13 protein-coding genes are annotated in these 13,169 nt (G+C 74.3%); 9 read left to right on the top strand and 4 right to left on the bottom strand.

The window, feature by feature from the left end:
* Nucleotides 1-374: 374 nt before the first annotated feature.
* Entirely contained in the window at nucleotides 375-1,376 is a 1,002-nt protein-coding gene (locus V7E45_RS32935; RefSeq protein WP_333777906.1) for a Vgb family protein, read from the top strand.
* 113 nt (nucleotides 1,377-1,489) lie between these two features.
* Nucleotides 1,490-2,365: an SCO6745 family protein gene (locus V7E45_RS32930; RefSeq protein WP_333777905.1), complete on the top strand. Its 876-nt coding sequence runs from the start codon at nucleotides 1,490-1,492 to the stop codon at nucleotides 2,363-2,365.
* A 73-nt stretch (nucleotides 2,366-2,438) separates the two neighbouring features.
* Here V7E45_RS32930 and V7E45_RS32925 read toward each other — a convergent pair whose 3' ends face one another.
* Nucleotides 2,439-3,647: a cytochrome P450 gene (locus V7E45_RS32925; RefSeq protein ID WP_333777904.1), complete on the bottom strand. Its 1,209-nt coding sequence runs from the start codon at nucleotides 3,645-3,647 to the stop codon at nucleotides 2,439-2,441.
* The gene (locus V7E45_RS32920; protein ID WP_333777903.1) at nucleotides 3,644-4,354 is read right to left on the bottom strand and encodes a tRNA-dependent cyclodipeptide synthase; all 711 of its coding nucleotides are present in this window, start codon (nucleotides 4,352-4,354) and stop codon (nucleotides 3,644-3,646) included. Before V7E45_RS32920 ends, V7E45_RS32925 begins: the two co-directional genes overlap by 4 nt.
* 187 nt (nucleotides 4,355-4,541) lie before the next feature.
* Between V7E45_RS32920 and V7E45_RS32915 the strand changes: the two genes are divergently transcribed.
* The 5 genes from V7E45_RS32915 (at nucleotide 4,542) to V7E45_RS32895 (ending at nucleotide 8,892) form a co-directional block, all read left to right on the top strand.
* The gene (locus V7E45_RS32915) at nucleotides 4,542-5,408 is read left to right on the top strand and encodes a fructosamine kinase family protein (protein ID WP_333777902.1); all 867 of its coding nucleotides are present in this window, start codon (nucleotides 4,542-4,544) and stop codon (nucleotides 5,406-5,408) included.
* A gap of 155 nt (nucleotides 5,409-5,563) precedes the next feature.
* Complete coding sequence (tgmA, locus tag V7E45_RS32910; RefSeq protein WP_020938095.1) at nucleotides 5,564-5,755, top strand: putative ATP-grasp-modified RiPP; 192 nt, start codon at nucleotides 5,564-5,566, stop codon at nucleotides 5,753-5,755.
* Between the two features lie 16 nt (nucleotides 5,756-5,771).
* Complete coding sequence (gene tgmB / locus V7E45_RS32905; protein ID WP_333777901.1) at nucleotides 5,772-6,758, top strand: ATP-grasp ribosomal peptide maturase; 987 nt, start codon at nucleotides 5,772-5,774, stop codon at nucleotides 6,756-6,758.
* A gap of 35 nt (nucleotides 6,759-6,793) precedes the next feature.
* Nucleotides 6,794-7,690, top strand: a complete 897-nt coding sequence (locus tag V7E45_RS32900; protein ID WP_333777900.1) for a Gfo/Idh/MocA family protein — start codon at nucleotides 6,794-6,796, stop codon at nucleotides 7,688-7,690.
* Between the two features lie 95 nt (nucleotides 7,691-7,785).
* On the top strand, nucleotides 7,786-8,892 hold the full coding sequence (locus V7E45_RS32895) for a PP2C family protein-serine/threonine phosphatase (RefSeq protein WP_333777899.1): 1,107 nt from the start codon (nucleotides 7,786-7,788) through the stop codon (nucleotides 8,890-8,892).
* A 29-nt stretch (nucleotides 8,893-8,921) separates the two neighbouring features.
* On the opposite strand, the gene V7E45_RS32890 is transcribed toward V7E45_RS32895, so the two are convergent.
* Nucleotides 8,922-9,362, bottom strand: a complete 441-nt coding sequence (locus V7E45_RS32890; RefSeq protein WP_333777898.1) for an Lrp/AsnC family transcriptional regulator — start codon at nucleotides 9,360-9,362, stop codon at nucleotides 8,922-8,924.
* A 19-nt stretch (nucleotides 9,363-9,381) separates the two neighbouring features.
* On the bottom strand, nucleotides 9,382-10,731 hold the full coding sequence (locus V7E45_RS32885) for a transaminase (RefSeq protein ID WP_333777897.1): 1,350 nt from the start codon (nucleotides 10,729-10,731) through the stop codon (nucleotides 9,382-9,384).
* A gap of 340 nt (nucleotides 10,732-11,071) precedes the next feature.
* Here V7E45_RS32885 and V7E45_RS32880 point away from each other — a divergent pair, with 340 nt between their 5' ends.
* Nucleotides 11,072-11,539 (top strand): hypothetical protein, encoded by a 468-nt coding sequence (locus V7E45_RS32880; protein WP_333777896.1) that lies wholly within the window; start codon nucleotides 11,072-11,074, stop codon nucleotides 11,537-11,539.
* A gap of 273 nt (nucleotides 11,540-11,812) precedes the next feature.
* Nucleotides 11,813-13,063, top strand: coding sequence for a serine hydrolase domain-containing protein (locus V7E45_RS32875; RefSeq protein WP_333777895.1), 1,251 nt, complete (start codon nucleotides 11,813-11,815; stop codon nucleotides 13,061-13,063).
* Nucleotides 13,064-13,169 lie beyond the last annotated feature (106 nt).

Genomic DNA, 13,169 nt, shown 5'->3' with positions numbered 1-13,169 from the left:
CCCCCGACCGCAGGTCGGCCGGCCGCCACCCGGCCTCGCACCGCCGCCCGGCGGGGCGCGGTGCCGTGCCCTCCCCCGGGCCGTCAGCCACCGCCCCCCTAGGGCCGGTCGGCGCTCGGCGCCTCCGTCCGGGTGGGCGCCCCAGCGGCCGCGGCGGCCGCGGTCGCGGTCCTGCGGGTGCCTGGGCATCACCAACTCCACCCAGGGACAGTGTGGTTGACGGCTGCCGGCGGTGGCCGCCGTCGAGTCCGGCCGGTGTCCCCCGTCCGGGCGGATTGGGCCGTACGGCGGTGCGGGCATCCATGGCCTGAATCCGACGAACCATCACCGTACGGCGGCGTCACCCGTCCCCCGTCGCCGGGAAGGGACCGCACGTGGCCGCCGCAGCCCCGCTCGACGGCCGGACCCGCCGTCTTCTCACCACGGTCCTGGCCGCCCTGACCGGGATCGCCGCCGTCGCCGCGCCGGCGCGGGCCGGCGCCGGGCCGGTGACGGTGTTCCCGATCACCACCACGCCCGGCACCCTCCCCGCCGGCATCACCGCAGGTCCGGACGGCGCGCTGTGGTTCGCGGGGGCGGGGGTCGGCAGGATCGGGCGGATCACCACGGGCGGCGCGGTCACCGACTTCCCCACCTTCCGCCCGGACAGCTTCCCCTTGGGCATCACCGCGGGACCGGACAGGGCGCTGTGGTTCACCGAGGGCAACGGGAACCGGATCGGGCGGATCACCACCGCCGGCCGGGTCACGGAGTTCCCGGTGCCGACGGCGGGCGCCTTCCCGGCGGGGATCGCGACCGGGCCCGACGGCGCCCTGTGGTTCACCGAGCAGGACGGCGACCGGATCGGCCGGATCACCACGGCGGGCCGGGTCACCGAGTACCCGCTGCCCACGTCGGACGCCTCCCCCGCCGCCGTCGCCGCCGGACCGGACGGGGCGCTGTGGTTCACCGAGCCGGCCGGCCGCCGGATCGGACGGATCACCGTCACCGGCCGGATCACCGAGTTCCCGCTGCCCGGGACCGCGGACTTCCCCGGTGACATCGTCGCCGGACCCGGCGGCATGTGGTTCACCGTGTCCGGACCGGACGCGGTCGGCCGGATCGACGCCACCGGCAGGGTCACCCGGTTCGCGCTGCCCGGCGCGGACAGCGGGGCGAGCGGGATCACCCTCGGGCCCGACGGACACGTGTGGTACGCCGACCCGGCCGGGAGGATCGGACGGGTCGGCGCGGACGGCACGGTCACCGCCGTCCCGGTGCCGGGCGGCGCCGACGGGGCGCCGCCCTTCCGGCTCACGGCAGGACCCGGCCGGACGGTGTGGTTCACCGAGCTGTTCGGCAACGCGGTCGGGCGGGTGCGCGCCCCCGCCGGCTGACGGCCGGCGGGGGCGGCACGGGCGGGCCGGGACGTACCACGCGCGCACCTCTTGTTATGACCGCTGTCATAGCGCAGTCTTGTGGCCACTGGCGGACGTGGTGGGAGGAACGAGTGGCGGGCGTGATCGCGCGGGAGATGTGGGAGCGGTTCGAGCCGGTGCACGATCTGGTGTACTTCGCGCCCGAGGCCAGGCGGGCCGCGGACGGGCTGGGGATGCGCGGGTACTGGATGGGCTACTTCGCGCTGCGGGCGGCCCCGCTCGGCGCGGTGTCCCCCGCCGTGGTGACGGGCAGCTTCTACGTCTTCCACCCCGCGCGGGTGGCCAGGGCGCTGCCGGACGCCTGGACGTACGCGGCTCCCGAGGAGGTGCTGGCCGCCCGCTCGCAGGCCGTGGAGGCGGCGATGGCCGGCCTGTTCGGGAGGGAAGCGGTGGAGTCGGCCGCGCTGGCCGAGGCGGCCGACCTCGCCTGGGAGGCGGCGGCCGGCGCGGACACGGCGGGACGGGTGCTGGCCGCCGCCAACCAGGCGCTGGAGCGGCCCGGGCGACCGGCGGCGCGGCTGTGGCAGGCCCTGACGACCCTGCGCGAGCACCGGGGCGACGGGCATGTCGCGGTCCTGGTGGGCCTGGGGCTCGGGCCGGTGGAGGCCATGGTGCTCAAGGCGGCCGCCGGGGAGTCCGACGGACCGTTCCTGCGGGAGACCCGCAAGTGGGCGGAGGAGGACTGGACGGCCGCCGGGACCGCCCTGCGGGAGCGGGGCCTCCTCACCGGGGACGGCGGGCTGACCCCGGCGGGCGAGGCGCAGCGCGCGCTGGTCGAGACGCGCACCGACGAGGCGGCCGGACGCCCGTGGGCGGTGCTCGGGGTGGAGCGCACCGAGCGGCTCGCCGGGCTGCTGGAGCCGCTGGCCCGCACCGTCCTCGGCTCGGGGCTGCTGCCGCCCGGCAACCCGGTGGGGCTGACCGGACGGCTCCTGGCCGGCCGGTGAGGGCCGCGTCCGTGGGCGACCCGCACCCGGGGTGCCGGGCCGGGGGCGCCCACGGGGCTGACCGGACGGGCGGCTACCAGGTCACCGGCAGCCGCTCGGGTATCCGTTTCATGAAGCCGGTGCGCCAGACCAGTTGGCCGGAGGGCACGGCGAGCGCGAGTTCCGGCAGGCGGTCGAGCAGCACCTCGAGGGCGATCCGGGTGTGCGCGCGGCCGAGGGCGGTGGCCGGGCAGTAGTGGGCGCCGCCGCCGAAGGAGAGGTGGTCGGCGGCGTTGTCCCGGTGCACGTCGAAACGGTGCGGGTCGGGGAACTTCGCGGGGTCGAGGTTCGCGCCCTCCACCAGCACCAGGACCAGTTCGCCCGCGCGCACCTCGACGTCGCAGAGCCGGACGTCCGCCAGTGCCAGGCGGGGCAGCGCGTCGCCGATGGAGAGGTTCACCCGCAGCAGTTCCTCCACACCCGGGCCGATCAGGTCCGGACGGCCCCTGAGCAGGTCACGGGCGACGGGATGGGTGAGGAGGTAGACCAGGGCCATGGTGAGGAAGCCCGAGGTGGAGACGACGCCCGCGCCGAACATGGTCACCCCGACGGTGGCGAGCATCTCGTCGGTGAGATGGGCGTAGTCGGGGTCCTCGCGCAGCGCCGCGAGTTCACCCATGAGGCCGTGGGTGGCGGGGTCGTCGAGGAGGGCGGACATCCGGGCGATGTCCCGGTCCCAGTTGATCTTCGCGCCGGTGACCGGGCACGGGGAGTTCATGAAAGCGATGTCCAGGCTGCGCAGGAAGGCCGGGGCCTCGGTCGCCGGGATGCCGAGGAGGTGGCAGTGCATGCCCGCCGAGTACGGCTCGCAGAACACCCCGCGCAGGTCGGCGGTGGGGCCGTCGGCCACCATCCGGTCCACCAGGCGGTGGGCGTCCTCGCGCAGCCGGTCCAGCCGGCCGGGCGCCTTGGGGTTGAGCGCCCTGAGCACCGCCCGGCGCAGTCCCGCCCCGGTGATGTTGCCCATGTTGTTCACGACCTCGGGCGGGATGGTCAGCGCGTACTGGCGCGGGACGCCGGGCGCGGAGGTGTCCTCGAGGGAGAAGCGGTCGTCCTTGAGGACCTGCCGGCACAGCTCGTACGAGGACACCAGCCACGCCTCGTCGCCTGCGATGGTCCGCACCCGCCGCACCGGGGCGGTGGCGCGCAGGTCCTCCACGCCGCCGGGCACACGGGTGCCGTCCCAGGAGAACGGGAAGTCCGGCAGCGCGGGCTCGGCGGGGATGTCGGGCGCGGTGGTCATGCCGCGGCTCCTTCCGGGGCGGCGGGCGTCACGATGGCGTGGCCCTGGTTGCGGGAGGCGCGCAGGCCCGCGCCGCGGGAGTACAACAGCTCGGCCATCGGCAGCAGTTGGTGGTAGCAGTTGAGCGAGGAGGGCACCTGGAGGATGGCGGGGGTGTCCAGGAACAGCGGGGCCTCGGCGCACACGTACTCCAGGCACACGGCGCGCCGCCGCTCGCCGGCCGGCTCGCCGCGGGCGGCCAGGAAGCGGCTCACCAGGGCGTCGCAGACGGCACGGAAGTCGCCGTCGGTGCGCAGCCGGTCCTTGAGCTGCCGGTGGATCTCCTGGTAGGCGGGCTCGGCGCGGAACGCCGACATCGGGCGCCAGCCGAGCCGGGAGCCGTCCGGGTCGGCCGCGGACACCGCGTCGCGGACCTTCGCCCGCACGCCCCGCAGGTTCTTCACCGCCTTGCGGCGGGCCTCGTCCGGGGTGTAGCCGGATGCCTCGTACATCTCGTTCACGTAGAGGTCGGTGTAGACGAAGTCGACCCTGTCGAAGTGGTCCAGTCCCCAGCGGGCGAGGTCGTGCAGGCGTCGCGCCGAGAAGTAGCTGTTGCCCGGGGACACGCCGATCACGGCGTGTGCGCCCTCGCCGAGGATGACTTCGCAGTGCGAGGTGTAGGGCTGGACTTCGAAGACGTCGGCCATCAGCACGGATGCTGTGGTCACGGGGAAAGCCTCCGCCGCGCGCTAGTCCCGCGAGGGCCTTGTGCCCCTGGTGTGGCGATGCGGCGACCTCACGCTAGCCGTACCGCGCCGACACGGGTAGTTACCACCTGGGTTTGGCCGGAAACGGTCGTAGTAATGGTCGAAGTGCCTTCAGGAAAGCCTCATTTGCGGGTCGTACGCTGAGCCCGTGGTCAACCGAGACGAGGATCCAGGGCAGGCGGCGTCCCGGCTCACCGGGCGCCCGGTCACGGGTGCGCGGCGGGCGTCCGGCACACCGGCCGAGGTGACGCTCGACGGCGGCACGGTGGTGATGGTCAAGCCCGGGGACGGCCCCGGCGCCACGCGGGCGGAGGCGGCCGGCCTGCGATGGCTCGGCGAGGCGGCGGCGGTCAGGGTGCCCGCGGTGCTCGGGCACGACGAGCGGTGGCTGGTCACCGAACGGGTGCCGACCGGACACCCCGACGCGGAAGCGGCGTCGCGTTTCGGCCACGCGCTGGCGGCTCTGCACGCCGCCGGAGCACCGGCGTTCGGCGCACCCCCGCCCGGCGGACCCGAGGAGGCGTACATCGGCCGCGCGCCGATGCGCAACGCGCCGATGCCCGACTGGCCGGCCTGGTACGCCGAGCACCGGGTGCTGCCCTATCTGCGCGCCGCGGTCGACGCGGGAACGGTGCGGCCCGGGGAGGCCACCGTGGTCGAGCGGGTCTGCGGGCTGCTGCCGGAGCTCGCCGGGCCCGCCGAGCCGCCCGCGCGGCTGCACGGCGACCTGTGGAACGGCAATGTGCTGTGGGGAACCGATGGTGATGTACGTCTCATCGACCCGGCCGCGCACGGTGGGCACCGGGAGACCGATCTCGCGATGCTCCGGCTGTTCGGCTGCCCGCATCTGGAACGGGTGATGACGGGGTATCAGGAAAGGACGCCGCTGGCCGACGGATGGCGGGATCGGGTGGGTATGCACCAGCTCTTCCCGCTCCTGGTGCACGCCGTGCTGTTCGGCCGCGGCTACGCCGAACAGGCTCTCGGCGTCGCCCGGAACGCCCTCGCACGATGAATCACGGGGCGGACGCGCACCTTCCCCCGCCCCTGCTGCGTCCTAGTACCGGACGCCCGAACGACCCTGCTCCGGACCGTGGTCACGGAGCGTGAGGAAACCAACCACCCGTTCGATTCGTATAAGGACGTGAAAGCCGAATCAGGGAGAGACAAATGCAACCGTTCACGCTCAACTACGCGCGCCCCGCAGTGCAGTTGGACGTCACCACTCCGTACGCGTACGACTCCGGACTGCAGTTGAACGTCCTCCCGGACGGGCGGATCGCCGCCACCGATCACGCGACCCTGAGAGCGCTGGGGACGACGACCTCGACGGCCGGGTCCAAGACGCACTTCGACGACTGACGCGGGCCGTCGGAACATGACCGTGCTCATCCTGACCAGCGAAGAGGACGTGACGGCGGACATGGTGGTCCTCCGGCTGGGCGAGGCGGGCGTGCCCGTGGTCCGGCTCGACCCCGCCGACCTCACCAGCGGGGTGGCTCTGTCGGGCGAGTACGTCCAGGGCGCCTGCCGCGGGCACCTGTCCGTCGGCGGGCGCCTGGTGAGCATGAGCGGCCTGCGCTCCGTCTGGGTGCGCAGGCCCGGGGCCGCTGCCGCGCGTGCCGCCCAGCCGTCCGCCTGGCTGACCGAGGAGTCGTCCCAGGCCCTGTACGGCATGCTGCGCTGCACCGACGCCCGCTGGATGAACGACCCGGACGCCGCCCGGCGGGCCCGGCACAAACCGTGGCAGCTGCGGCTCGCCCAGCGCAGCGGACTGGCGGTGCCGGCCACCCTGATCACCACGTTCCCGCAGGCGGCCAGGGAGTTCGCCGAGCGCTTCCCGGACCTGGTGGTCAAGCCGGTGTCCGGCGCGCACCCTCAGGAGCCGCCACGCGCGGTGCCCACCAGCAGGGTCGCGCCGGACGCCGACTTCTCGGCCGTCGCCTACGGCCCGACGCTGCTGCAGCGGCGGGTGCCCAAGCGTGCCGACATCCGGCTCACGGCCGTCGGCGACCGGCTGCTGGCCGCGCGCAAGCCGGCCGATCCAAACGCCCACCCCGACGACGTGGACGTACGTTTCGCGCCGTCGGTCTCCCCCTGGCTCCCGGCGGAGGTGCCACCGCGGGTCGCCGAGGCCGTCCTGCGCTATCTGCGGGAGGCCGGGCTGGCGTACGGTGCCTTCGACTTCGCGGAGGACGCGGACGGGATCTGGTGGTTCCTGGAGTGCAACCAGTCCGGCCAGTTCGGCTTCGTCGAGATGGACACCGGCCTGCCGATCGCCGGGACCATCGCGCGGTGGCTGGCCGGGGACGGGGAACCGGTCGTGCCCTGTGTCGCCGACGGCGACCGGGACAGGGCGTCGTGAGGACACCGGGACAGGCACGGAGAGAGGAACGCGACATGCGCATCGGACTGCTGGGTACGGGCCCCTGGGCCCGGGCGGCCTACGCCCCCGCCCTCGCCGGTCACACCGGCCTGGACTTCGCCGGGGTGTGGGGCCGCCGCCCGGAGGCCGCCGGGGCGCTGGCCGGGGAGTACGGCGTCCGGGCCTACGAGGACGTGGACGCGCTGCTGGCGGACGTGGACGCGGTGGCCGTGGCGCTGCCGCCGGCCGTGCAGGCCGAGGTGGCGGTGCGGGCCGCCCGGGCCGGCCGTCATCTGCTGTTGGACAAGCCCCTGGCGCTGGGTGTCGCCGAGGCACGGGCCGTCGCCGAGGCGGCGGAGCGGGCCCAGGTGGCCTCGGTGGTGTTCTTCACCACGCGCTTCCAGAAGGAACCGGAGGCGTGGACCGACGAGCAGGCCGCGGTGGCGGGCTGGTTCACGGCGCGGGCGCAGTGGCTGGGGGCCGTGTTCACCGGGGACAGCCCGTTCGCGGCCTCGCCGTGGCGGCGGGAGAAGGGCGCGCTGTGGGACGTGGGGCCGCACGCCCTGTCCGTGCTGCTGCCGGTCCTCGGTGACGTCCGTCAGGTCCTGGCGGCGGCGCACGGCCCCGCGGACACCGTGCACCTGGTCCTGGACCATGCCACGGGCGCGTCGAGCACGCTCACCCTGAGCCTGACCGCACCGCCCGCGGCGGCCGGGGCCGACCTGGAGCTGCGGGGCGAGGCCGGGGTGGCGCTGCTGCCGAGGAGTTCCGAGGGCGCGGTACCGGCCCTGACCCGCGCCGCGGACGCCCTGCTGACCGCCGCGCGCACGGGACGCCCGCACGCCTGCGACGCCGGGTTCGGTCTGCGGGTCACCGAGATCCTCTCGTCGGCCGAGGCCCGGCTGGCCGGGGCACCGGCCGACCAGGGGTAGGCGGACCGGCCGGGGGGCGGCCGCCAGGGGCGGTGCCGCTCCGGTGCCGCGCGGCACCGGGGGCCCCGCGACCGGTGGCGGCGTAACTTGGGGATGTGACATCGGTGCGCGACAGGGCGTCGCGTCGGAACCAAGGGGAGCGCGGCTGGCTGCGGGGCGCGCCACCGCCGCGCTGGGTGCGGGTGCTGCCGGTCCTGCTGCTCGTCGGGGTGACACTGACCTCCCTCGTCACGCCGCACGCCTCGGACCTCGGCTTCCTGCTGGGCGCGATCCCTCCACTCGCCGTCCTCTCCTACGGGCCGCTGGCGACCGCCGTCCTCGGCGTGCTGGTCGTCGTGGCGCTGCATCTGCCGAACACCCATCTGAACCGTCCCGGCAACACCGATCTGCTCACCATCGTGTTCGTCGCCCTGCTGAGCGTGTTCGTCTCCTACGTCCGCAGCCGTCGTGACGCCCAGCTGGACACGGAGCGCGCGATCGGGGAGGCGGTGCAGCGGGCCGTGATGCCGCCGCTGCCGGAACGCGTCGGCCGGGTGGGGTGCGCGGGCTTCTACCGTGCCGCCCAGGACGGGACTCTGGTGGGCGGGGACTTCTTCGACGTGCGCGAGGGGCCGCACGGCGTCCGCGCGGTGATGGGCGACGTGCGCGGGCACGGGCTGACGGCGGTCGCGACGGTGGTGTCGCTGCTGGGGGCGTTCCGGGAGGCGGTGCTCGACCAGCCCGACCTGGAGTCGGTCGCGGCCCGGATGGACCGCAGACTTGCGGTGGACTCGGCCGGGGTGCGGCACGGGGAACTGTTCGCGACCGCGCTGCTGCTGGAGTTCACGGCCGAGGCCCGGACGGTCCGGGTGGTCGGCTGCGGGCACCCGGCACCGGTGCTGCTCCACGCGGGCCGGGCCCGGGAGGTGACCGTGTCGGTGGCCCCGCCGCTGGGCCTCGGACTGGTCGGTGTCGACCCGCCGAAGGAGGTCACGGTCGCGCTCGGACCGGGCGACCGGCTGCTGCTGGCCTCCGACGGCGTCTGGGAGGCCCGGAACGCCTCCGACTCCTTCTACCCCCTGGCCGAGCGTCTTGACCGCTTCGCCGAGACGCCGTCCGGCGAACTCGCCGGCGCCGTGTGGGAGGACATCGCCGGCCTCGGCTACGAGGTCCGCGACGACGCGACCCTGCTGGTGCTGGCGCCCGAGCCGCCGCCCGCCTGAGCGGGCGGCGCGGCGGGGAGCGGGGCGGGTCAGCCCACGTCCCACAGGAAGCGGTGGGTGTGGATCCCGAAGTAGGGGAAGGTCTGGATCTCGCGCACGCCGTCGAGGGGCCGCACCGCGTCGTTGACGAAGTCCAGCAGGTCCTTGGGCCCCGGCGCGACGACCTCGGCGAACAGGTCGAACCCGCCGGAGGTGAGCACCGAGTAGACCACCTCCGGGCGGTCGGCGAGCGCGTCGGCGACCACGCGCGGGTCGCCGTCGACGCCGATGCCGAGCAGCGCCATGGCCTGCCCGCCCATGGCCATCGGGTCGGTGACGCCGACGACCTGCACGGCACGTGAGTCCAGCAGCCGCTGCAGGCGCTGGCGGGCCGCCGAGGCGGACAGGCCGACCTTCGGGCCGAGGTCGGCGTAGGCGATACGGCCGTCGGTCTGCAGCTCGCGCAGGATGGCCCGGTCGGTCTCGTCCATGGGTGCCACGGTCCTCCCCTCACCCCACCAGTTCGGACAGGGCCGCGGCGAAGACCTCGGTGTGGGTGTCCACGTCCCGCTCGGTGGTGTCGGGGCACATGAGGGCCATGTTGTGGAACGGGGTCAGCAGGATGCCCCGGTTGGCGAGGTAGAGGTGCAGGAAGTCCTCCAGCTCCGGGTCGGCCGCCGCGGCCGACTCGGTGCCCGTGCGCGGCGCCGGTGAGGTGAAGCGGTATTCGGTGCGGGCGCCGAGGCGGCTGACCGACCAGGGCAGCCGGTGCGCCTCGACACCGGCCAGGACGCCCGCCTCGAAGCGCTCGGAGAGCTTCGTCATGTGGGCGAAGGCCTCGTCGGTGAGCACCTGCTCCAGGGTGGCCCGCATCGCGGCGACCGACAGCGCGTTGCCCGCGAGGGTGCCGCCGACACCGCCCATGTCGACGAGGTCCAGGTCGGCGCGACCCAGCAGCCGCTCGGCGAGTTCCGCGGAGAGGCCGTAGGCACCGGCCGGGATGCCTCCGCCGATCGCCTTGCCGATGGTCAGCAGGTCCGGCTCCAGGTCCCAGGCGGCGGTGCAGCCGCCGGGGCCGGCGGAGAAGGTGTGGGTCTCGTCGTTGACGAGCAGGGTGCCGTGGCGCCTGGTCAGCTCCCTCACACCGGCGAGGTAGCCGGGTTCGGGCAGGACGATGCCGATGTTGGTGAGCGCCGGCTCCATCAGGACGGCGGCGACGTCCCCGTGCGCCAGCTCCCGCTCCAGCCCCTCCAGGTCGTTGAACTCGGCGACCCTGCTGGTCAGGGTGACGTCGCAGGGGGCGCCGACGTTGCCCGGGCGGGCGGCGCCCCGGCCGTCCGGGCCGACGACGATCAGCGACTCGTCGACGCTGCCGTGGTAGCTGTAGCTGTTCACGAGGATCTTCGGGCGTCCGGTGACCGCCCGGGCGAGGCGGATCGCCCACCGGTTGGCGTCCGTCGCGGTCAGCGAGAAGCTCCAGCGGGCCAGGCCGAAGCGGCGGGTCAGCTCGGCGCCGACCCACTCGGCGTCCTCCGTGGGCAGCATCGCGGTGGCCCCGCCCAGGCCGGCGAACCGCCGGTCGGCCGCCTCGGTGACCGGGACAGGCGAGTGACCGGCCATCGCTCCGGTGTCACCGAGGCAGAAGTCGATGTACTCGTGCCCGTCGATGTCGGTGATCCGGGCGCCACGGGCACCGGCCAGGTACCGGGGGAAGGCTCCGGCCGTCTTGTTCATCCAGGTCATCGGCACCCGGCCGAAGAGGTGGTCGGCTCGCGCATATGCCTCCCGGGAGCGCGGGTTGCGGCGTTCGGCCTCGGCGCTCTCGCGGGCGAGGAGGGAGTGCAGACGCGTGCGGTCCATGGAGCTACCTCGGTGGATGCGGTGACGAAACAGAATGATCTTACGACTGAAAATGGCGTCGATTCAAGTCATCGCGCTCGAATCAATTGCCACGACGCTCGAATCACGCGTGCACGAGGAGAGACAGAGTGCCGAGGGTGACGCGTCCCCCCTGCGGAAGCTGACGAATCCGTGCTCGGTGTCCGAACACACCGTCAGAAACGCCAGGCTGCGCCACCCCTTCCGCCAGGCAGAAATATCTACGAGCATGCATATGCCCGGCTGGCGTGCGGGCGCGCCGAATGCCCGGTCACGGCCGTTTCCCACGCCACGGACGAGCGAGGATCACCCGGAGCGGCGCATGACGAACACGATGTGGACGCGGGGCGTGGAGTGGCTGGCCGCGGCGGCGGCCGATCCGCGCGCCTGCAAGTGGGAGTGGGACCACGGCCAGGGCATCGCGCTGCTGGAGGCGGGCCGGTTCTGGGACGTCCTCAGCGTTCCCGAGCGGCTCGGGCTGCTCACCCTGGACCTCCTGTGGCGGCCCGGGCTGCCGGTACCGGGGGCGACGCTGGTGGACACCGCGGCGGGCCGGGTCGGGTTCCTGCTGCCGCCGGACCCGTGCGCGGCCTGGGTCGGCGCCGGTCTGCGGTACGCCACCAAGGGCTCCTGGGTGTCCGTCCCGCCCCCGTACCGGCCCGCCCGCTCCCTGGAGTGGCTGATCCCGCCCGACGGCACCGGCACCCTGCACGCGCCCGGCACCCTGGAGGCGGCGCTGCGCGAGGCCAACGGCACCCTGGCGGTCCTCGCCCCGCTGTGCGGTCAGTGACGGCCGAAGGACACCAGGCCCCCGGCCGGACCCACGGTGGGCCGTAGCCGCGGCTCGCCCTCGGCGGCTCCCGCTCCATCGGCGCGGGCCGCCCTGCGCCCGGCACAGCGCGACGAGTTGGGCGTGGACCGGCTCGGCGGGACGGCCACGAGGGCCCGGCGGCCGGTGCGCCCGCGGCCGACAGGCGGTGTGCGAGGGGCGCTCCTATGCTGAGAGACCGGGCTCGACGTCTCGCCCACCGTGTGTCGCCCCACACGTGCCTGGAGGCAGCCCATGTCGCTCTCGTCCGCGCGTCGTCGCAGGGTGGCCGCGCTCGCCGTCGTGGCTGGGACGCTGGCCGTGCCGCTCACGAGCGCTCCCGCCGGAGCGGTCCCGGCGTCCGTCCCCGCCGTCCTGGCCGCCGGTTCCCCCAGCCCCTCCCCCTCCGGGCCGGACGTCCGCGTGCTCACCCCGGACGTGGCCCGCCAACTGGACACCGCCGTGCGGAAGGTGATGCGGGAGGCGCACGTGCCGGGCGTGACGGTCGGCCTCTGGACACCGGACCGGGGCAGCTACGTCGGATCGTTCGGCGTCGCCGACAAGAGCGACGGGCGGGCGATGACGCCGGACCTGTACATGCGCATCGGCAGCGAGACCAAGACGTTCACCGTGACGGCACTGCTGCAACTGGTGGACCAGGGCAAGATCGGCCTGGACGATCCGATCGGCAAGTACGTGGACGGTGTGCCGAACGGGGACACGATCACGCTGCGGGACCTCGCCGGCATGCGCAGCGGGCTGTTCAACTACACGGAGGACGACGGCTTCTACAAGGCGTTCACGTCCGACCCGAACCGCAGGTTCACACCGCAGCAGTTGCTCGCCTACTCCTTCAAGCACCCGGTGATGTTCCCGCCCGGTGAGAAGTTCTTCTACTCCAACACCAATCTCATCCTGCTCGGTCTGGTCGTCGAGAAGGAGAGCGGGCAGGCGCTGGGCCACTACATCCAGCGGAACATCCTCGACCCCGCCGGGATGACGCACACGCTGATGCCGGCCGGCGCCGAGTTCCCCGCCCCGCACGCGCAGGGCTACACCGACCAGACGGCCGACGGCCGGATCGCGGACACGGCCGGCTGGGACCCGTCCTGGGCGTGGGCGGCCGGCGCGATGATCTCCCGGCAGGACGACCTGCGGGTGTGGGCCCGCACGGTGGCCACCGGCCGGTTCCCGGACGGGAGCTGGATGGTCAGCCCGGCCACGCAGCGGCAGCGGCTCATCACGCCGCCGACGCCGATCCCGGGCGCGGGCTACGGCCTGGGCATCTTCGACGTGCAGGGCTGGATCGGCCACAACGGTTCGCTGCCGGGTTACGAGTCCCTGACCATCTATCTCCCGTCGGCCCGGGCGACGCTCGTGGTGCTGCTCAACACCGACATCGACCACAACGGCCAGGAGCCCAGCACCCTGTTCGGCGAAGCGATCACGAAGATCGTGTCCCCGGCCCACGTCTTCAACCTGCCGGCCGAACCCGCCGCCAGGTGAGTCGCGGCCCGGCCGGCAGCGGGTGCCGGTCCGGTCGCGTGGCCGGTGCGCGCCGGGGGGGGGGGGGGGGGGGGGGGGGGGGGGGGGGGGGGGGGGGGGGGGGGGG

The sequence above is a fragment of the Streptomyces sp. IBSBF 3136 genome (assembly GCF_036815105.1).
Classification (GTDB): Bacteria; Actinomycetota; Actinomycetes; order Streptomycetales; family Streptomycetaceae; genus Streptomyces.
This window is presented reverse-complemented; position numbering and strand designations above follow the sequence as displayed.